General features: G+C 38.9%; 18 protein-coding genes. 11 read left to right on the top strand and 7 right to left on the bottom strand.

The genetic code is table 11. From position 1 onward, the window contains the following. Positions 1–154: 154 nt before the first annotated feature. The 6 genes from RT723_RS05820 to cyaY form a co-directional block, all read right to left on the bottom strand. Positions 155–1,354, bottom strand: a complete 1,200-nt coding sequence (locus RT723_RS05820; RefSeq protein WP_315946241.1) for a heme biosynthesis HemY N-terminal domain-containing protein — start codon at positions 1,352–1,354, stop codon at positions 155–157. Continuing rightward, complete coding sequence (locus RT723_RS05825) at positions 1,347–2,735, bottom strand: uroporphyrinogen-III C-methyltransferase (protein ID WP_315946242.1); 1,389 nt, start codon at positions 2,733–2,735, stop codon at positions 1,347–1,349. Before RT723_RS05825 ends, RT723_RS05820 begins: the two co-directional genes overlap by 8 nt. A 9-nt stretch (positions 2,736–2,744) precedes the next feature. Next, complete coding sequence (locus tag RT723_RS05830; RefSeq protein WP_315946243.1) at positions 2,745–3,539, bottom strand: uroporphyrinogen-III synthase; 795 nt, start codon at positions 3,537–3,539, stop codon at positions 2,745–2,747. Between the two features lie 3 nt (positions 3,540–3,542). Continuing rightward, positions 3,543–4,481 carry a hydroxymethylbilane synthase gene (gene hemC, locus RT723_RS05835; protein WP_315946244.1) on the bottom strand — a complete coding sequence of 313 codons (939 nt, stop codon included), beginning with the start codon at positions 4,479–4,481 and terminating at the stop codon, positions 3,543–3,545. A 169-nt stretch (positions 4,482–4,650) separates the two neighbouring features. Next, a complete protein-coding gene (locus RT723_RS05840) occupies positions 4,651–5,073 on the bottom strand; it encodes a DUF2914 domain-containing protein (RefSeq protein WP_216055137.1) in 423 nt (140 codons plus the stop codon). Positions 5,074–5,146: 73 nt separating this feature from the next. Continuing rightward, positions 5,147–5,464 (bottom strand): iron donor protein CyaY, encoded by a 318-nt coding sequence (gene cyaY / locus RT723_RS05845; RefSeq protein ID WP_315946245.1) that lies wholly within the window; start codon positions 5,462–5,464, stop codon positions 5,147–5,149. A gap of 285 nt (positions 5,465–5,749) precedes the next feature. Here cyaY and lysA point away from each other — a divergent pair, with 285 nt between their 5' ends. From lysA to RT723_RS05870, 5 genes are read left to right on the top strand one after another with little or no spacing between them, the layout of a single operon-like run. After that, positions 5,750–7,000 (top strand): diaminopimelate decarboxylase, encoded by a 1,251-nt coding sequence (gene lysA / locus RT723_RS05850; protein ID WP_315946246.1) that lies wholly within the window; start codon positions 5,750–5,752, stop codon positions 6,998–7,000. 39 nt (positions 7,001–7,039) lie between these two features. Next, a complete protein-coding gene (gene dapF, locus RT723_RS05855) occupies positions 7,040–7,867 on the top strand; it encodes a diaminopimelate epimerase (RefSeq protein WP_315946313.1) in 828 nt (275 codons plus the stop codon). Continuing rightward, complete coding sequence (locus RT723_RS05860; protein ID WP_315946247.1) at positions 7,864–8,520, top strand: DUF484 family protein; 657 nt, start codon at positions 7,864–7,866, stop codon at positions 8,518–8,520. The genes dapF and RT723_RS05860 overlap by 4 nt, the downstream gene beginning before the upstream one ends. Before the next feature lie 11 nt (positions 8,521–8,531). After that, positions 8,532–8,906 (top strand): site-specific integrase, encoded by a 375-nt coding sequence (locus tag RT723_RS05865; protein ID WP_315946248.1) that lies wholly within the window; start codon positions 8,532–8,534, stop codon positions 8,904–8,906. Beyond that, positions 8,899–9,447 carry a tyrosine-type recombinase/integrase gene (locus RT723_RS05870; RefSeq protein WP_315946249.1) on the top strand — a complete coding sequence of 183 codons (549 nt, stop codon included), beginning with the start codon at positions 8,899–8,901 and terminating at the stop codon, positions 9,445–9,447. The genes RT723_RS05865 and RT723_RS05870 overlap by 8 nt, the downstream gene beginning before the upstream one ends. Positions 9,448–9,457: 10 nt before the next feature. Here RT723_RS05870 and RT723_RS05875 read toward each other — a convergent pair whose 3' ends face one another. Continuing rightward, complete coding sequence (locus RT723_RS05875) at positions 9,458–10,381, bottom strand: LysR family transcriptional regulator (protein ID WP_315946250.1); 924 nt, start codon at positions 10,379–10,381, stop codon at positions 9,458–9,460. 139 nt (positions 10,382–10,520) lie between these two features. Between RT723_RS05875 and RT723_RS05880 the strand changes: the two genes are divergently transcribed. From RT723_RS05880 to RT723_RS05905, 6 genes are all read left to right on the top strand, one after another. Next, positions 10,521–11,987, top strand: coding sequence for an NAD-dependent succinate-semialdehyde dehydrogenase (locus RT723_RS05880; protein ID WP_315946251.1), 1,467 nt, complete (start codon positions 10,521–10,523; stop codon positions 11,985–11,987). Between the two features lie 61 nt (positions 11,988–12,048). Beyond that, positions 12,049–13,332, top strand: a complete 1,284-nt coding sequence (gene gabT / locus RT723_RS05885) for a 4-aminobutyrate--2-oxoglutarate transaminase (protein WP_315946252.1) — start codon at positions 12,049–12,051, stop codon at positions 13,330–13,332. A 124-nt stretch (positions 13,333–13,456) separates the two neighbouring features. Beyond that, a complete protein-coding gene (gene pdxR / locus RT723_RS05890; protein ID WP_315946253.1) occupies positions 13,457–15,274 on the top strand; it encodes a MocR-like pyridoxine biosynthesis transcription factor PdxR in 1,818 nt (605 codons plus the stop codon). 177 nt (positions 15,275–15,451) lie between these two features. After that, on the top strand, positions 15,452–16,300 hold the full coding sequence (locus tag RT723_RS05895; protein WP_315946254.1) for a carbon-nitrogen hydrolase family protein: 849 nt from the start codon (positions 15,452–15,454) through the stop codon (positions 16,298–16,300). A 133-nt stretch (positions 16,301–16,433) separates the two neighbouring features. Further along, the gene (locus tag RT723_RS05900; protein ID WP_315946255.1) at positions 16,434–18,884 is read left to right on the top strand and encodes a TonB-dependent receptor; all 2,451 of its coding nucleotides are present in this window, start codon (positions 16,434–16,436) and stop codon (positions 18,882–18,884) included. 91 nt (positions 18,885–18,975) lie between these two features. Next, the gene (locus RT723_RS05905) at positions 18,976–20,595 is read left to right on the top strand and encodes a tetratricopeptide repeat-containing sulfotransferase family protein (protein ID WP_315946256.1); all 1,620 of its coding nucleotides are present in this window, start codon (positions 18,976–18,978) and stop codon (positions 20,593–20,595) included. The last annotated feature ends 22 nt before the right edge of the window (positions 20,596–20,617 follow it).

Below are 20,617 nucleotides of genomic sequence, written 5' to 3' on the forward strand. Positions count from 1 at the left end.
ATGCTAAAACTACCAAATGGTTAATGTCCCTAGAACAACTGATTTTAAATCTAGGTTTGTGCCATTGGCAGTCTTCTACAGATTTCAAAAATCGTTATCTTTTAGTAATCACCCCAAAGATAAATCCCTTTCTATATATAACTTATTTGCTTTGTTATTTCATAGATTGAAATACTTCTACACTATGGCGCACTTCGCCTAAATCCGCTAATACATTGGCGTATAATCTAGTGTCTAAGTTGTTTTTATTACTGTAAATAACTTGTTCTAGTGCTTGTTTTGCCAATTGAGGATCTTTTTGGCCTGCGGCTAAATAAGCAAATATGGTTAACAGTATCTTATCTTCTTTATGTTTATTAATGTGTTTTTGGACTTGTGAAAATAACGCGTCCATATGGACTTTTTCAGTAACTTGATAACAACGTCTGACGTTATTTAATACCCATTGATAACCATTAAAGTTCATGGAGTCGCATAATATGGTTTCCACCTGCTTTGATACACCTTGCGCTGCAATTGCTGCTATGTAGGCTTCTGATACAGAGTGAATCTGTTGATTGGCTTTTGAAAAATTGTTCCAAACCTGCTGTAGTTGATTATTTGAATACTGTTCTATATAACCAACAAATGCAAAGTTGAATGTATCAAAAAGGTGTTGGTGCCATTCTTCAACCGCCGCTTCCGCTTGTTTTAATGCCAATTTATGGATTTTAGGTAAGTACTTATTAACATCATTCCAAGCATGATTATTAACTTGGATTACCAACCATAATTGTTGAAAAGCGATGGTTTGTTTTAATACAGGTAAATTAAGTTTATTCAGCACTAACAACGCCTCAGAAAACTGTTGCTGTTGCACTAAGATGAATAAACTAGAGAACTGCTGATTAACATCGTTTTGTTCAAAATTAGACTCTAAATTTTTGACAATATTACGGCTTAATTCTGGATCATACGCTCTGGCGGCACAAACTAAAGCAAGTTCCGCTGCAGTTTGTTTTTTAGATATGCGTTTTACTTTTAAAAATTGCTCCGCTGCACTTTTCCATTGACCCAATGCCATATAATCCACACCGGTTTGGAAATAATTTGCATGGGTTTTAGCATAACGATTTTGCCACCACTTGGTTGGCATAATAAAAACTAAAATAAGATATTTTATGGCTAACCAAAGCCCATATAAAACCAGCGAAGATATAATCAATAAAATGGCAAATTGAACAACGGAACCTTCAATTGTCCAGTTACCTAATGAAATTAATAAATAACCTTGTTCACCCATTAATTGTGGCGCAATGAAAACCAAAGCACCAAAAATGGCAAGGAGTAAAAAGCCTTTTACTAGTTTAGTCATTAGCACTTTCCTTCAACATAATCTGTTGTTGAAGATAATTTGAAATCAAAGGTTGAGCTTGTAAGCCCGTAGGTAAGATCAAACCAATGTCTTTTTGTTTTAATGCATTAAGTGTCGTTATGAACGAGATAACCGCAGCATCATCAGTGTCAAAGTATTGCATCACCCAAGTTTCAACTTGTTTTAATGCGTCTTCATATAATGCTTGTTTTTTATCTAAAATGGCATTTTGCGCCATTAACATTTGTGTTGTTAAATTGGCTCTGACAAACCACTTTTGATCCGCCGGTAATTGCGGTTGAACTTCAGCGTCACGTTGGGTGATAGTGATAAAATTACCAAAGAAACGTTTTAAGCTGGTTAATAAATTATTATACCAGTCATCAACTTCTCCACTGACTTCTGGCTGTAGTTCAGTATCGGTATTCGGTTTAGGGATATACACTTGCGCAAATTTAATGTTTTCCGTTTGTTTTATTAAGCCAGAAATCGACAAATAAATGCTGTCACTGTCAGGTTGTTTAACCGTATATAAACTAGCGATATCTTCACTTATGCCCGCCCTTATGTGAAACACACTAGGGTCTTGCATTGCGGTTAATCTTTGATTGGCATCTAATAACAGCTGGATAGCGGTATTGACATCTTGCTCAACCAATAATCGACGTTCTGCTAAGTTAATTAAGTATCCGGCTTCCGCCGCTAACCAATAATTAGGTTGGCTTTGACCTAGCTCTTTAATACGAGAGGCTAAACTATTTAATGAGTCGTTAATTTTGGCTGAATTATTTTGAGTTTGGTTTTGTTTTTGTTCAACCACAAGTTGCAGTTGGTTTAATTTAGCTTGTAATTGATTAAGTGATTGTTGGGTATTGATCACCGCTTGTTGTTTTAGTTGATCAACTTGTTCTTGATTTTTTAACCATAATTGCGATTGCCACCAAAAAAAGCCAACAAAAGCTGAGGCGGCAATACTAAAAATAAAAGCAAAGATGGATAACCAACTGGTTTGTTTTTTAACTTTATCGGTATTAGCTTTTGGCGTAGCTTGTTTTGTGGATGACGTTTTGGCAGACGTTCCTTTAAACGATGATGTGTCAGAAGTTGATTTGCTTTTGCTATTTTCTACTGTGCTGTCAATCACCGGATCTTTAATTGGTGTTTTTGCTGTGTCTTCTTTTTTAACATCAGCAGTTTGATTTGCTTTTTCGGCATCACGAGATTGTTTAATTTCTGATTCCAGTTTGGCAAGAGATTCAAGTGTAGACAAATCATCATCTGTTTTTGTTGCTGCTTTATTAACATCTGCCACTTCTTTTTCGCCAGGAGGCGTTAATTCATTTGAAGCTTTAGATGGGTTGGATTTTTTATCCTGAGCCATGCCGTTATCTCACTTAGAAATTAAATTGATCGTATTGATAATAGAGGAATTATCTGACTGTTCACAGATAAATATGTGTTGTTCTTTTACCATATTGTTCATTAAAAACTGTTTAATCCTTTCGCTCAAGACTACCCAGTTAATTTTATGTAACAAAAACTGAATCTCGTCGTTAGACAGTTGTTCAGATAAGTTGGTTAATATGCCTTTGGCAATATCAATACTGGTCGCCAAAACTAAATCACATTGCTGCCAAGTACATACCTCTGTATGAGAATAGGAGACCAATTGTCTTTGATAAAGTTCCAGTGGGTAATACTGTTTTCCCTGCTGTATTAAGGCATTACCAATGACTTCTCTACCGCCCTTGCCTTTGACTTGTACAAAACTTTGGAAGGCATCTAGTTCTTTTAATGTAAGGAAAGACTCACTATTTGAGTGTTTTGGTGTAATTATTTTAATCTCTGGATTGCACACAAATCGCTGTAGTTCAGCTTTGGTGGACTCGCCAATGGCAAAGATACCACCTGCCGGAGAAAACTCAGTTAAGTCATGTTGTAATAAAAGTTGACGGAAATACACAGCGGTGGGGCGGCTAACAAATATCCAAGCCAGAGACTTGTCCAGTAACCATTGTTTTAACGGTACATCACTAGACAAGGTTATGGGGGCGTTACTAATGGTTGGGAAATGATAGCTAGAGTATTGCGGAATAAGCCGTTGCTGTAGCTCCTCGCCCATTGGCGATGGGCGAGTATTTAAAATGGTTAACTTGGCAGGTGTTGCCATTTGTTCACATTCCATTTATCAGTCTTTATAGACTTCTTTTAAGATTACGTCAGCACCTTGAGCTAATAACTGTTTAGCTAATTGTGTGCCCAATGCTTCACCTTGGTCGGTATGGCCGGTCACTTCATCAGTGATGATTTGTGAACCGTCTAAACTTCCCACTAACCCTTTTAATGTGACTTGGTCGCCATCAACCGAAGCGTATGCACCAATTGGCACCTGACAACCACCTTCTAATGCACGATTCATCGCGCGTTCGGTTAACACTCTAATACGGGTTTCTGTATGCTCTAAAGTAGCTAAATAATTATGAATAACGGGATCGTCCGTTCTACATTCAATACCAACGGCACCTTGTCCATTGGCTGGCAACAGTAAATCGGTGGCTAGATGCTGTTTAATTCGTTCAGGCATTTCTAAACGGATAAGACCCGCAGCGGCTAAAATAATCGCGTCGTATTGGCCCTCATCTAATTTGCGTAATCGGGTATTAACATTACCGCGTAAATCTTTGATCACTAAATCTGGACGTAACGCTTTGATTTGGCATTGACGACGTAAACTAGAAGTTCCTACCACAGCGCCATTTGGTAAGCTGTCAAAGTCAGTATAGTTATTAGAAACAAAGGCATCACGAGGGTCTTCACGTTCACAAATGGTGTGTAACATTAACCCTTCTGGAAATTCAACAGGTACATCTTTCATTGAATGCACAGCGATGTCTGCTTTGTTTTCTAAAATAGCGACTTCTAACTCTTTTACAAATAAGGCTTTCCCACCAATAAGGGCAAGTGGTGTATCTAATATTTGATCACCTTTGGTCGTCATTGGCACTAACTCAACGGTTAATTCTGGGTGAGCAAGTTCCAGTTTATTTTTTACATAATAGGCTTGCCACATAGCTAATGCACTTTCACGAGTAGCGATACGGATCAAAGGTTGAGTTGAGTTGGTCATAAGTGAAAAATGTCTTAATAAATAATTGAATTTAATTGGTATTAGAATACCAGTTATTAAAGTGAGCCTAAAGCGGTAACTCGGCAAAATAACTGAAAATGGTAAGCTAGAAAGGTGCAAATAAAATGGGCTAAAAAGTGAATTAACAAATTAGCCCATCAGATAAAGTTTATTCGCTGTAGTTAAATGAGGCGGATGCGATAGGTTGATTATTTTCGTCAACCACTTCAACTTGCCAATGACCCAAATGGTTTGGAACGGTTAAGTTTTTACTTGAATAAGTGCGCCAACGGTTACTGCCAATTTTAAGAATAACCTCGGCCTCTAACTTACCATCTAAAAACCAACGATGCGTGATCATAGTATCGGCTTTGCCAATCACTTCAGTAAACAAATAAACTTTGTTCACATTTGTCTTTATTTCGGTATTTGTTAAATCAGTAACGGGCTCTCTGTTTTCAATCGAGTCGGTAACGATAGCTCGACGAATATTGTCTGACAGAACCGTTTCACTGGATTCAGCGCTGTAAACAGCGGAACTTACAGTTAAAAGCAATAGAGAAAATAAAGCGTTAATAATGTTTGATTTCATTAAATTTTCCTTAAATTTATCACCTAATTTATTGATCTAACTTAGTATATACCAAGTTTTTATATCAAGTAGCTCACATTGCTAATGTGATAGGCTCGCCCGCTTGTCTGGTTGCAGCTTCGGTTAATAAAGCCCAAAACTCAGAGCCTCCACGGTTATCTATCCATTGACCATCCTTAAATTCAAAGTGGTGGCCATTGGCTTTTGTTGCCACCCAAATTTGATGTAAAGGGGCTTGTTTGTTAACAATAATCTTAGTGCCATTTGGAAAAATAACTTCCACTATGCCACCGGCACTTTCATAATCTAAGTCAAACTCCACTTCATCAATGGCATCTTGTAAGTTATTTAATAATTCGTCGGCTAATTGGTGATATTCACTGTCGTTCATAGTAGATCCTGCTTGCAATTACGTTATTCCATGCGATTATAGGCGGCAAATTTAATAGATTCAGTAAAAACATGCATTATTATTCAACTAAGTTATGTAAAAGGGCAATTGTACTTTTAACTTTAAGCCTAATATCGTTACAACTAATGGGATGTGGCCAACGTGGGGCATTAATATTGCCTGATCAAAAGCCAGCAACAGAATCAACAAAATCTATTAAACACTGATTTACAATTATCAACTTTGATTGACCAATAACAAATCTACAAAAAACAGGACCGAACCTTGGATCATTTTAGTTACCAGAATGGCAGTTTATTTGCTGAGCAAGTGGCATGTAAAGACATCGCTGAATCGTTCAATACACCAACTTATGTTTATTCACGCGCGACAATAGAACGTCATTGGAAAGCATTTGATGATGCTGCAGGTGAGCATCCTCATTTGATCTGTTACGCAGTAAAAGCAAATTCAAATTTAGCTGTATTAAATGTGATGGCTCGTCTTGGTTCAGGTTTTGATATCGTTTCTGGTGGTGAGTTGGCTCGTGTATTAGAAGCCGGTGGTGACCCGACAAAAATCGTATTTTCTGGTGTTGGTAAAACGGAAGCTGAAATTGAGTACGCACTTGAAGTTGGCATTAAATGTTTTAATGCTGAATCAGAAGCTGAATTATACCGTATTAATCAAGTTGCTGAGTCTCTTGGCAAAATAGCGCCAATCTCCTTGCGCGTAAATCCAAATGTTGATGCGGGTACTCACCCATATATTTCGACAGGTTTAAAAGAAAATAAATTTGGCATTAATATCGATGATGCGGTTGAATTATTTAAATGGGCCAACCAACAAAAACATTTAAAAGTACAAGGTGTTGATTGTCATATTGGTTCACAATTAACCGATTTATCGCCATTTTTAGATGCATTGGACAAATTAATTGTATTAATTGACCAGCTGTCAGATAGTGGTGTGACTATAAGTCACTTAGATTTAGGTGGTGGTTTAGGCGTTACCTATAACGATGAAACGCCGCCTCACCCATCTGAATATATGACGGTATTAATGGAAAAATTAAGCCATCGAATAGACTTAACCATCTTATTTGAACCTGGCAGAGCAATCATGGCCAATGCGGGTATTTTGTTAACTAAGGTTGAGTTTTTAAAGAAAAATGAAGACAAGAGTTTCTGTATTGTTGATGCGGCGATGAACGATAACATACGTGCTTCCTTGTATTCGGCATGGCAAAATATTATTCCAGTAGTACCAAGAGATGGCGAAGTCTCCAACTATGATGTTGTTGGCCCTGTGTGTGAAACCGGAGACTTTTTAGGCAAAGACCGTGAGTTATCCGTAGAAGCGGGTGATTATTTAGCGGTTCGTTCAACTGGCGCATATGGTTTTACGATGAGTTCTAATTACAACTCAAGAGTAAGAGCTGCTGAGATCATGGTTGATGGTGATACTATGCATTTGGTTAGACAAAGAGAAACAATTGAATCTCTTTGGGCTGGCGAATCGATTTTAGAAGATTAGTTGTACCTTTAAAGCAATCTAGGAAGATTAACAAAGATGTTGTTACAGTTCACAAAAATGCATGGATTGGGTAACGATTTCATGGTGGTTGATGGAGTCACACAAAATGTGTACTTCTCACCAGAGCAAATTAAACAATTGGCAAACCGAAACTTTGGTATTGGTTTTGACCAGTTGTTGGTTGTTGAACCTCCTTATGATCCAGATTTAGATTTTCATTACCGTATTTTTAATGCGGACGGCAGCGAAGTTTCACAATGTGGAAACGGCGCTCGCTGTTTTGCTCGTTTTGTTCAGTTAAAAGGCTTAACTAATAAATCTGCTATTAAAGTAAGCACTAAATCAGGCAACATGGTTTTGTATCTTGAGAATGAAAACCAAGTTACGGTGAATATGGGGCGTCCTATATTAGAGCCTAAAAAAGTGCCTTTTAATGCTCAACAACAAGAAAAAACTTATATTTTAAAATCTGGAGACGATAACCTCATGTGTGGCGTTGTTTCCATGGGCAATCCACATTGTGTAACCGTTGTTGACGATGTATTAACAGCTCCAGTAGAAGACCTTGGTGCGCGTTTAGAACAGCACGAACGTTTTCCAGAAAAAGCCAATATTGGCTTTATGCAAATTATTAACCGTGAACACATTAAATTACGAGTATTTGAACGTGGTGCCGGCGAAACATTAGCTTGCGGCAGCGGTGCTTGTGCAGCGGTTGTGGTTGGTCGTTTGCAAAATTTATTGGATAGTAAAGTTCAAGTTGACTTACCCGGTGGGACACTTCATATTCGTTGGCATGATGAAAATTCTCCAGTTAAAATGACTGGACCCGCAGAATACGTATTTGATGGACAGATGCATATATGACAAAAGTATTGATACCTAACCCTGAAGACCTTGAGCTAGATGCTGAGTTAGTTAAAGACTACCTAGAGCAAAATCCTAGCTTCTTTGTTGATCATCCAGAGTTAGTGACTCAATTACGTATTCCTCATGTAGCTCATGGCGCGACCTCTTTATTGGAACGTCGCCAAGAGATCCAGCGCGATAAAATTTTACAAATGGAAGAAGAACTTAATGTTTTGATGGTGAATGCCAGACAAAACGAAAATATCTTCCGTGCTATCAGCGAAATGTATATTGGTTTAGTGGGTTGTGTTTCGGTTGCTGAATTAGAGAAAGTGGTTGATAGAGTGTGTAAAGATCAATTGTTTTTAGCGCAATTTAGATTGTTACAACCAGAAGATGAAGCTTACATTCATTTACAAGCCAAGTTAGATGGCAACCCAAGTTATTTAGGACGTTTATACCCAGAGATCATGGAAACGGTATTTGATAACTTTGCTCAATCTGTTGCATTAGTAGAACTGAATTACATGGTGGGTGAAGAAGAAACTATTTTTGGCATTGCCGCATTTGCTTCTGGTTCTATTCATCATTTTCAACCTCATATGGATACTTTATTTATCAATCAATTAGGCCGATTGTTAAGTCGCCACGCCGTTCACCTTACCTGTTAATTGCTTTTAAAATGCTAAACCGTATTGAGCATTTACCCCAATCTATTCAGCCACAAGTGGCACAGTATTTAGATTATCTAAAATACGAACGTGGTTATGCTCAATTAACGTTAAAAACCTACCAAGCTAACATTCTGCATTTATGTACTTTCTGCGTTGAAAATGATGACTTACAGTGGTCAAAAATAGATGGCAACGTATTAAAACAGTGGTTATTAAGTTTACGTAAAGCCAAGTTAAAACCACGTTCAATGCAGTTAAAATTGTCCTCAGTGAAAGGCTTGTTTAAGTACTTATTGCAAAAAAATAATCCAAGTCGACCCAACCGAATTATTAACCACACCAAAAACGGACAAACCATTACCCAAAAACATGGAAGTGGATGAAGTCTCACAATTATTGGATTTTACTCCTGAGCAAACCATAGAGTTTAGGGATAAAGCCATGATGGAATTGTTTTATTCCAGTGGTTTACGTTTATCTGAATTAACCTCAATTAATCGTTTAGATATAGATTTAGACAATGCTGAATTACGAGTAACCGGTAAAGGCAGTAAACAACGGTTAGTGCCCGTTGGCCGTATGGCAATAGAAGCCATTCATCAGTGGTTGGAATGTCGTATTGAGTTTTTGAAAACAGAGTCAGATGCTTTGTTTATCAGTAAATTAGGTAATCGTATTAGCGTAAGACAAGTGCAACAAAGATTAAGCTATTGGGCTAAACGCCAAGGGTTAAATAACACCTTAAACCCACATAAACTGCGTCATTCATTTGCATCTCATTTATTGCAATCCAGTAGTGATTTACGCGCAGTACAAGAACTGTTGGGCCATGCCGATTTATCCACCACCCAAGTGTATACCCATTTAGACTTTCAACACTTAGCTAAGGTGTACGACAGTGCTCATCCTAGGGCTAAGAAGTAACTTGGTAAGTTTACAAGTTAAACACTTGGTTAAAAATATCCGTGATCATTTCTACTTTTCGGCTATCTCTTGCAGTCTTTTTAGTGACCATAGATAAAGTAAAAGGATAAAAACACTCACTGGGTTTTATGATGCGCATTAGACCTAAATTTAGGTCTTGTTGGATACTACTCTGTGGTAAATATCCAATATACCGCCCAGACAATATCATGGCCTTACGGGTATCAAACTGATATGACTTAGCGGACAAATTAAGCTTACTGAGTTGTGATTTACCTTCTAAGTCAATGTCTATACCGGGGTGAACTGCGTTGGCAGTGGCCAAATCATGTTCGGATAACTCATTGTCCGTTTTATTAAAAAAGGGATGTAAGTTACTACAGCATAAATAAATCTTTTCACTAAATACTTCTTTGTATTGTAAACCTTCAATTTGTTGGTAACTTGGAAATAGACCTATATGAGCTTTATCTTTTAACAGCGCACGTTCAATGTCGGATATTGAGTCACCATCTAATACTAAGTTTAAATGTGGTGATAAATCATGAACTTTCTGAATCACCTCAGCTAACTTTTGTTGTTTAGTACCATCGAGCTGATCGGCACATAAGATCACTAACTCGCCACTTAATTCTTGGCCTAATGTATTAACCAATAATGAGAACCCATCAAAAGATTCAAATAACTCCATAACTGCACGGTATACAATCTGCCCGTCTTCCGTTAATGAAAATCCAGCACGACCGCGCAAACAAAGTTTTAATTGCATACGCGTTTCTAAATTAGACATATGCACGCTTATGGTGGAACGAGTAATACCTAATGTGTTAGCGGCGGCAGAAAATCCGTTATGTTCTACCACTGCTACAAATATCCGTAATAGACGCAGGTCATACTCGGATAGTGGTTTTGGAATGATGGATTTTCGTTGCATTAGGTTTACCAATATCAAACTAAAGGTTGAATGTTTTGTATTTAACCTGAGCTGAATTTAATATTCAATAACAAACATAAAAATTCAATAACAAACATAAAATCTGTTCAGTAAATTATTAGGTCTCTGGAGTAATACAATGGATAAGTTAAACGACCCTCAACTGCTTAAACAATATTCGTATATCAATGGCAGCTGGCATAGCAGTGAGTCAGAATTCCCTGTTGTAAATCCTGCAACAGGTGACGTTATTATTAACGTGGCCAACGCTGGAATAGCGGAAACTGAACTAGCGGTTAAATCCGCCAAGGCTGCATTAAAAGCTTGGTCGGGTAAATCAGCCAGTGAAAGAGCTGGATTATTAAGAAACTGGTTTAACTTAATGATGCAACATCAAGATGATTTAGGCCGCATTCTTACCCTAGAACAAGGTAAGCCATTAGCGGAAGCAAAAGGTGAAATTGCTTACGGTGCCTCATTTATTGAATGGTTTGCGGAAGAAGGCAAACGTGTTTATGGCGATACTATCCCTGCGCCATCATCAGATAAACGCATTATCGTGATCAAACAACCTGTTGGGGTTGTTGCATCGGTAACACCTTGGAATTTCCCTAATGCCATGATTGCTCGTAAAGCGGCTGCGGCATTAGCCGCAGGTTGTACATTTGTAGGGCGTCCAGCAACACAAACTCCGCTGTCTGCTTTGGCTATGGCTGAGTTAGCTGAGCGCGCAGGCATTCCTGCAGGCGTATTTAATATTATTATTGGCGAAGATGCCAAAGGCATTGGCCAAGTACTTACACAACATCCAGATATTGCTAAATTTACTTTTACTGGCTCAACTGGGGTAGGCAAACAATTGATTGCGCAATGTGCCACTAGTGTTAAAAAAGTATCGATGGAGCTTGGTGGCAATGCACCGTTTATCGTATTTGATGATGCGGATGTCGATGCTGCGGTACAAGGTGCTTTGGCTTCAAAATATCGTAATGCCGGACAAACCTGTGTATGCACCAATCGTATATTTGTTCAACAAGGTATAGCGCAATCTTTTACCGAAAAATTCACCGCTGCAGTTAAAAACTTAGCTATTGGTAATGGGTTAACTGACGGTGTAGCAATAGGACCAATGATCTCAAAGTCAGCAGTAGATGATGTTGATAAGTTAGTGATGGACTCAGTGCAAGCCGGAGCAAAAGTATTATTAGGTGGTGTACGTGCTGATGTTAATGGTAGCGCCAGCGAAAACTTTTATCAGCCGACTATTTTGAGCCAAGTGACGAATGATATGCCCATTGCTGCTAATGAAATTTTTGGGCCTGTATCGCCAATTATTAGTTTTGATACTGAGCAACAAGTTATCGACATGGCAAACGACACTGAATACGGTTTGGCTGCGTATTTTTATGCCAGAGACATAGGCACTATATGGCGCGTGGCTGAAGGTTTAGAGTACGGCATGGTAGGGATTAATGAAGGCCTTATATCAAATGCCGCCGCCCCATTTGGTGGGGTTAAACAATCCGGTAATGGGCGTGAAGGTTCCAAGTACGGCTTGGATGATTACTTAGAGATTAAGTACTTGTGTATGGGCGGCCTGAATTAAGTTGTTTGCAACTAATAAAGCCAATGAACAAAATTTACAATGCAGAATTAGAGTAAAGAAAATGAATAATCAAGAATTACAAAACAGAAAAAACAAAGTTATCGCCCGTGGTCAAGGTAATGTATATCCAGTGTATGTTGAGCGAGCGCTTAATTCCGAAGTGTGGGATGTTGAGGGTAATCGTTTTATCGACTTTGGTACTGGTATTGCCGTTTGTAATACTGGACATAGTCACCCCAAAATTGTTGCAGCAGTTAAAGCTCAAATAGATAAATTTAGTCATACTTGTGTCATGGTGAACCCTTATGAAGTGGCGGTAGAATTAGCGGAGAAGTTAACGCAATTAGCGCCGGGTACTAGTGATAAAAAAACCATCTTTGTCACTACAGGCGCAGAAGCGGTTGAGAACTGTATCAAGATAGCCAGAGCACAAACTAAACGTCGTGGTGTTATTGCCTTTAATGGTGGTTTTCATGGCCGTACTAATATGACGATGGCATTAACCGGTAAAGTCACGCCGTATAAAAACTTATTTGGCCCTTTCCCTGCGGATATATTCCATGCCCCGTTTCCAATTGAAGCTCACGGAATTACAGTAAAACAATCGTTAAAAGCCATTGAAAATTTATTCAAAGTGGATATAGCACCAACCGATGTTGCCGCCATTATTGTTGAGCCTGTGCAAGGTGAAGGTGGTTTTTATGCTGCTCCTGCAGAGTTTTTACAAGCATTACGTAAGTTGTGTGATGAACATGGCATTATGTTAATTGCCGACGAAATTCAAACGGGATTTGGCCGTACTGGTAAAATGTTTAGTTTTGAACATGCAGGTGTTGAAGCCGACTTAATGACCATGGCAAAAGGCATAGCTGGTGGATTTCCTATTGCAGCTGTTGTTGGTAAAGCTGAGATCATGGATGCACCACTTCCTGGTGGATTGGGTGGAACTTATGGCGGTTCACCAGTTGCGTGTGCAGCGGCATTAGCAGTATTAGATATTATTGAAGTTGAAAATTTAATTGAACGTGCTAATCAAATTGGCCAAGCATTTAATCAGCGATTAACCGCTTTAAAACAAGCACACCCACAATTGATATTAGAAGTGAGAAATCAAGGTGCCATGATTGCGATGGAATTGATTGAACAAGGTGATGCAGAACAACCAAATACCGCACTAACTCAAGCCATCATAGCCAATGCAGCAGAAGCTGGTTTGATTCTGTTAGCTTGTGGTTTTTATGGCAACGTTATTCGTTTTTTACCTGCACTGACGATTGAAGATCAAACATTAAACGAAGGTTTGGATAAATTTGAACAGCTATTTAATAAACTCATGGCTGTTTAAACGGTTGTCTGTGGATATTGAATAAAGTTTGTTATAACTGTCCCCAAGTTATAACAAACTAACTATCGCACACAGAGCTGAACCAAGCATAACTAAAACAGAGCTATTAAAAAGAGCTACCAGAATGACAATGTTAAGCCGATTAATACACATTGAACATGACAGTGACGAGAGCCTGCAAAGTCAAATAAGACGTAAGCTCGTTGAAGGCATCTTAATTGGAGCTTTTGCTGCAGGTAGCAAACTGCCGTCTTCAAGAATATTGGCGAAACAGTTAGAAGTATCCCGTAATACTATCGTCTTGGTTTATCAAACCTTGTTGGATGAAGGTTATATTGTCAGCCGTGAACGCAGCGGTATTTACGTGAGTGAAGACTTACAACAGGGCAGAGTTGGTAAATCATTAACTGCATCTCAAAAAATTCTACCAAGTAATAACAGTCATAAGTTCAAAGGCGCAGTAGCCACCACAAACGCGACTTCTTGTCCTGCCAATTGGCGTAGTTATTTATACCCATTTATGGATGGTAAGTTTGACTCTTCTTTATACCCTGTTAGAGAATGGCGTGAAGCCACTAATAAAGCCAATGCCACCAAAGAAATTTATCAGTGGTCTGAGTTACAAGGGGAAGATGACCCTATGTTACTGGACGAGATCAGAACCAAAATTTTACCGCGCAGAGGCATTCAAGCAAGCCAAGATGAAATTCTGATCACGGTAGGTTCACAACAAGCTTTGTACTTAGTCACAGAATTGTTTATTGATAGGTCGGTTACTGTCGCCGTTGAAGAGCCAGGTTACCCAGAGATGCGTGAGTTGTTATTGCAACATGGTGCGTCGTTAAAGTATCAAGCTGTAGACAATAACGGCATGGTGGTTAACGACCAACTTAATGATTGTGATCTGGCTTATGTCACACCAAGTCATCAAACACCTACTAGTGTCACTATGTCTATGGACAGGCGTGACCAATTACTAAAAAAAGCACAACAACAAGACCTGATGATAATTGAAGATGACTTTGAGTTTGAGAGTAACTTCTTAGGTCAGCCCCATCCTGCGTTACGTAGTTTAGATACGGATAATCGTGTGGTGTATATCTCATGTTTATCTAAGGTATTGGCATCAGGCATCCAAATTGGTTTTGTGGTGGCAGAAGCCTCAGTCATTGCTGAACTTAAAAAGTTACGCAAATTGATGTTACGTAATCCACCTTTAAATAATCAACGTGCGGTGGCTTACTTTTTATCATTAGGTTATTACGACGCTTATATGATGCACTTGCACAAATTATTTTATGAGCGTTGGTTAACACTGCGTGAAGCCTTAAACATCTATTTACCTAACTGTGTTGATACTGGTCCCATACAAGGTGGAACTGCTTATTGGATCACAGGACCAAAAGAACTAGACGGTGAACATTTACGGGAACAAGCGGCAGCAAAGGGCATTTTAATAGAGCCAGTTAAGCGATATTTTGCTAAATCGGACTACCCAGAGAATTGTTTTAGGATGGGCATTACCAGTATCCCAAATGAAAGAATTCAACAAGGGGTAAAAAAATTAGCGGATTTAATTCATCAATTAACAGAAGAGTTTGAAGAAAAACTGACTAACGCTAAGGGCCGTTTATTAACCGGGCAAAAACTGAAACAGGCACTCACCAACGTCAGATTAGAATGCCAAATGGTTTATGGCGTTCCTTGTACTATTGATCTGCTTGCCGACGGTTCTATGCGTGGACATACAGGCGGTAAGGACGATGAATATGATGTTGGAACTTGGTGGGTAGAAGACGGTAAATATTATCGTAAATGGGACTTGTGGGGCTATGGTGAAGAGAAGTGTTTTTATGTAGTACAAGATGGTAATTTGATGAAATGGTTTGATCAAAATTATTGTTTTGTCCGTGAATTAGATATTATCGGGGTGATTGAATAGTATTAATTTCCGCAATTAACTCCCTCCTTACAATTAAGTTTTCAAGCCAGTTAAATCGAGTTGTAAACTGGTACTAAAGTTAATACCAATCTGGTACTAACAGTTCATACATCAACTGCGTACATTAAATACACAAATAAGAACGTCATTACGTCAAAGTTAACCGTGAGTGTATTTATGAGTCATTTTTCAATTGCCGGTTTGCAATTAAAATTAAGCAGTGGCGACAATATCCATGTGATTTCAGAACATATTGTTAAGACCAAAAAAAGATTCCCATGGTTAGACATGATTGTTTTAACTGAACTGTGTTCCTTTGGTCCAGAAAAGAAATACGCCGCGACTTTTCCAAGTAAAGCGGAACAGCATTACAGTAAACTTTGCCAAGACAACGATATATGGTTAATCACAGGCTCCGAGTATGAGCAAGTTGGTGAAAAAATCTTTAATACCTCCTCTGTGTTCAATAACCATGGCGAAGTCGTTACTCGTTACCGCAAAATATTTCCATTTTTACCTTATGAAGCCGGCATTACAGAAGGCTCAGATATAGTCACATTTGATGTGCCAGGAGGCCGTATTGGTGTCGCCATTTGTTATGATTTATGGTTCCCAGAAGTTGCGAGAGCAATGGCTTGTGAAGGCGCAGATGTGCTTATATATCCTACCTTAACGGGCACAATCGACCGATCTCAAGAGCTGATAATAAGCCAAGCGACAGCAATAACTAATCAATGTTATGTATTTGGTATTAACGCATCCGAACCTTTTGGGGTTGGCCAATCTATTGTCGTAGGTCCAGAGGGAAACGTAGTGTATCAAGCTAATGTCGGCGAGGAAGTGATCCCCGTAGAAGTTGATTTTGAATTGGTCAAACGCACTCGTACCAGAGGGGTATTAGGGCTAGGTCAACCCCTTAAAAGCTTTAGAGATAACCGAATTGATTTAAATATGAAAACCAACAAAAACTCAGATTATCTTGCTGGATTAGGCGTGTTAAGCATTCCGCAGCCAGTAAAGAAATAACCATAAGAATAAGATAATACTCGTCGAAATCTGGACTTATAGAATACTGTTATCTGGTACTACCGATAACAAGGCTTGCTAGTCTAATCTCGAACCAAGGTTAAAAAAACAACAATAAAATTGGAACCACATCATGAAAAATGCAACGTTTAAAAAGTCTGTTATCACCAGCGCAGTAAGCACCGCTTTATTAATGTCGTTCTCAACGTTGGCTGCAGAGCAAGCTGAATCAAAAGTTGAAAAAGGCGATATTGAACGCATCAAAGTGACGGCGACTCACCGTAAGGTATCTCAAGAAGAGTTACCTTTTAATATTTCGTCTGTGCTAGGCAGTGATATTGAAGAGCAAAATATCACCGACAGTTCTGAGTTATTAAGAAACGTTGCTGGTATTACTATCGTAGATAAAGGTCACCGAAATGGTGGTACCGCCAACAATATGATTGTACGTGGAATAAACGTTGAAAGTGGTGTGTCAGGTGCCGATGTAGGACAGTCCACTGTCCCAACGGTTTCTACATATGTAGACAGTACGCCGATTTTCGCCAACTTTTTGTTAAAAGATATTGAACGAGTAGAGGTTCTTCGTGGCCCTCAGGGAACCTTATATGGATCAGGTGCATTAGGTGGAACCGTGCGCTACGTAATGAATAAGCCAGATCCATTATTAACTGAGGGCAGCATCAAATTAGACCTGAGCCAAACCGATGGTTCGGATGGTAGTAATATGACGTTTGATGCTATGTACAATATGCCAATTACGGACAAATCAGCGGTTAGGTTTGTTGTTGGCAAAATGGACAATGACGGTATTATCGATATGCCTAATCTTTATCAGTTAGATGATGAAGGTGTGCCTTTAGTGTCAGCGGACGATGGTTCATGTAAATCAGCGAGCAGCAGTGCATTATCTGCCAGTGAATTAGTCAATAACGGCGCGTGTTACCATGCAATGAAAGATGTTGATAGTGTTGATATTACCTATGTAAAAGCCGCATATGGTATTGAGATCAGTGATGGTCTTCAATTGACGTTAACGCATCATTATCAAACGGATGAAGTGGGTGGTCGCCGAGCAGTAACACGTGGGGCTGACTATAATGGCAATGTTTATGGTGATTATGAAAACGGTTCGACCTTACTTGAACCTTCTGAACGTGATGTATCATTAACCAGTTTAGAAGTGGAAGCCGATTTTGGTTTTGCTACGTTAACATCAAATACCTCATCGTATGATCATCAAGGTTCAGGCTGGCGCGACAATACCAGCTTATGGGTTTCAGGTGGTCGAGATTGGTACAACGCCTGGTATACGGGTAATCCAAGACCAGCATCCCATGTTGAAGCTGGTTTTGAAGACAAAGCGTTAGTGCAAGAGTTTCGTTTAATGTCCAATGAAGACAGCAATAGCAAAATTGAGTGGATTGCTGGTGTGTATTATATGGATCAGGAACGTATTACCACTAACTTAAGTCATTTACGTGGACTTGAATATTATGGTGTAGCCGATGGTGGACGCTGGTGGGTAGGAGCTCCAACAGATAAAGATTTAACTTACATTCGCCAAGAAAAGTTCGAAGATATGGCGGTTTACGGCGAGCTAACCTATAAGGTCAGTGACGATTTTAGAGCGACAGTAGGCGCGCGTTGGTTTGACAATACCTTAAAAAATAATACCGCAATTGATGCTTATTATGGGCAGGCACGAGAAATTGAATCCGTACCATTCCCAACTCAAGAAGAAAGCGATGTATTGATGAAATTGAATTTATCGTATGACATCAATGACAATACTATGGTTTATGCCACCTATTCAGAAGGTTTCCGTCGTGGTGGTTCTAATGCTATTCCAACCGATGGCCCTTTTGCAGAATTAAACCCTGAATCAGTGGAAACCTACGGAAAAGATACGGTTAAAAACTACGAGTTAGGGGTCAAAGGTTTTGCTCGCGGACTTACTTATTCAGCCGATGTTTACATGGTTAAATGGGATAACCCTCAATTAAATACAGGTACTGCTTGGTGGGCGTTCTTTATGGCGCAAAATGGTATAGCGGCTGAAACATCAGGACTTGAATTAGAATCAAGTGTGGCACTTACCGACGATGTCACTATGCGTGTAGGTTATGCCTTTACCAAAGCCGAGTTAACGGATGATTTAATTCAACCACAAAGTTTGGCGGTAACGGCTGAAGCTGGACAACAATTACCTGGAGTAGCTGAGCACGTATTTTCACTTAACCTAAGTCATTCAACAGAAATAATGTATGGCATAGACATGACTAGCCGTTTATCTGGTTATTACCAGTCAGAATCAACCAATACCGTAGTACCAACCAGTACTATCTATGATGAGTTTGACGGTTTCTCTATTTGGAATGCGTCAGTTAACTTTATTAAAGGTGATTGGGGTGTATCCATTTACATTAAGAACCTTGGTAATGAAGAAGGGGTAACAGGTAGTTATCCAGATAGTTATTTAAGTACAGATACAGGTGTATTTGAAAACTTTTATGGTAACAACCAAAAAGACTTTATTGCCCGCCCTCAAACAATGGGTGCTTCAGTTTCTTACCTGTTCTAACTTTATAACCAGTTTAAAAGCCATACGAAAGTATGGCTTTTATGATTTAATAAAGTGAGCATAATCCCAACGTTGATGTGAATTGGAGCATATGGCAGTACAAAACGAAATACTCAGTGTTGATAATTTACTTGATTCTGGATGGCAAAACCTGCGATTACAGAAAATGGAATTGGCATTAGACATAGCTCAAACATTATCAAAGCATTACCCAGAGCATGCAGAAGCTTGTTTTTTTAATGGTCAAGTTTCGGCACAATTACAAGAATTAACCTCGGCTAAATTTTATTTTGAAAAAGCATGCCATTTAGCCCCACATATCCATCAATGGCAGTTTGCCCTTTTAAATATCCTGTTAGCTAATTCACAAAAAACGGATGCGCTACGAGTGTTAAATAACCTAGCGGGATTGCAACAGTTAAGTGCCAGAGAATTAAACAAATTAGGGTTATTGTATTCTCAACTAAATAAACCAGAGCTCGCTGTTCAGCAATATAAAAGGGCAATAACCTTAGACCCTAATAACCATGAACATCACTATAGCTTAGCAACCGTATTACGACATTGTGGCGATCTTATTCAAGCTGAGGCAGCATTGCTCAAAGCAACAGAATTAAATCCAAACGATGTAGAGGCAGTATGTTTGTTAGTCGACTTATCTAAACAAACCCTTGAGTTTAATCAAATAGCGCCATTAAATGCTTTATTAGCCAAGCCACTAACACCTAGACAAAGTGTGCAAATTCATTTTGCTTTGGCTAAAACCTACGAAGATTTAGAACAATACCCACAAGCCTTTGCTTTGTTAGAAACTGGAGCCAAAATCAGGCGTCAACATTTGCAGTATGACGTTAAACAAGATGTTGATGTGTTAAGCGCGATCTCTGAAAGCTTTGATGAAAATTGGTGGTTAAAAGGTGTTAAGCAGCAATCAAAAATGGACATAAAACAGGTCACGCCCATATTTATCTTGGGCATGCCTCGAACTGGTTCAACCTTATTGGAACGTGTTTTATCCGCCGAACCAAGTGTCTATTCAGCAGGGGAGTTAAGTGACTTTACTCGCCTATTAACTGAGCAAGTGAACCTGCAATTTGGTGATAAAGTAAGGTCAAAACGACAATTTATAGAATGTTGTAAAGATATAAATTTTCAAACCTTGGGTGATAAATATATACACTCAATCAAACAATATATTCCAGTTGATAGCCAAGGTATTCGGTACGTTATAGATAAATTGCCGTTTAACTATTTGTATATCGGCTTGATAAAAAAAGCATTGCCTAACGCTAAGATTATCCATGTCACTCGTGACCCAATGGATACTTGTTATGCAGTGTATAAAACCTTATTCCAACAAGCTTATCCGTTTTCTTATGACCAAGTAGAGTTAGCTGAATATTATGTGGCGTATCAACGTTTAATGTCACACTGGCAATCACTACCTGACTTATCTATGTTGGATGTTGCCTACGAAGATTTAGTACAAACGCCTCAACAAATAGGTGAGCAAGTTTTTGAATTTTGTCAGTTAACTTGGCAAGACCGATATACCCAAGTACAAGATAATCGTTCAGCGATTAATACCGCCAGTTCTAGCCAAGTAAGGCAAGCTATTCATAAAAACTCAATAGCTAAGTGGCGCAAATATCAAACGCAATTAAGTCCATTGCAAGCAAAGTTGGTATCAGCAGGTTTCACGTGCGATTAATATTGTCCTTACCTGTAGTGGC

Source organism: Psychrosphaera aquimarina (assembly GCF_032461525.1).
GTDB lineage: Bacteria > Pseudomonadota > Gammaproteobacteria > Enterobacterales > Alteromonadaceae > Psychrosphaera > Psychrosphaera aquimarina.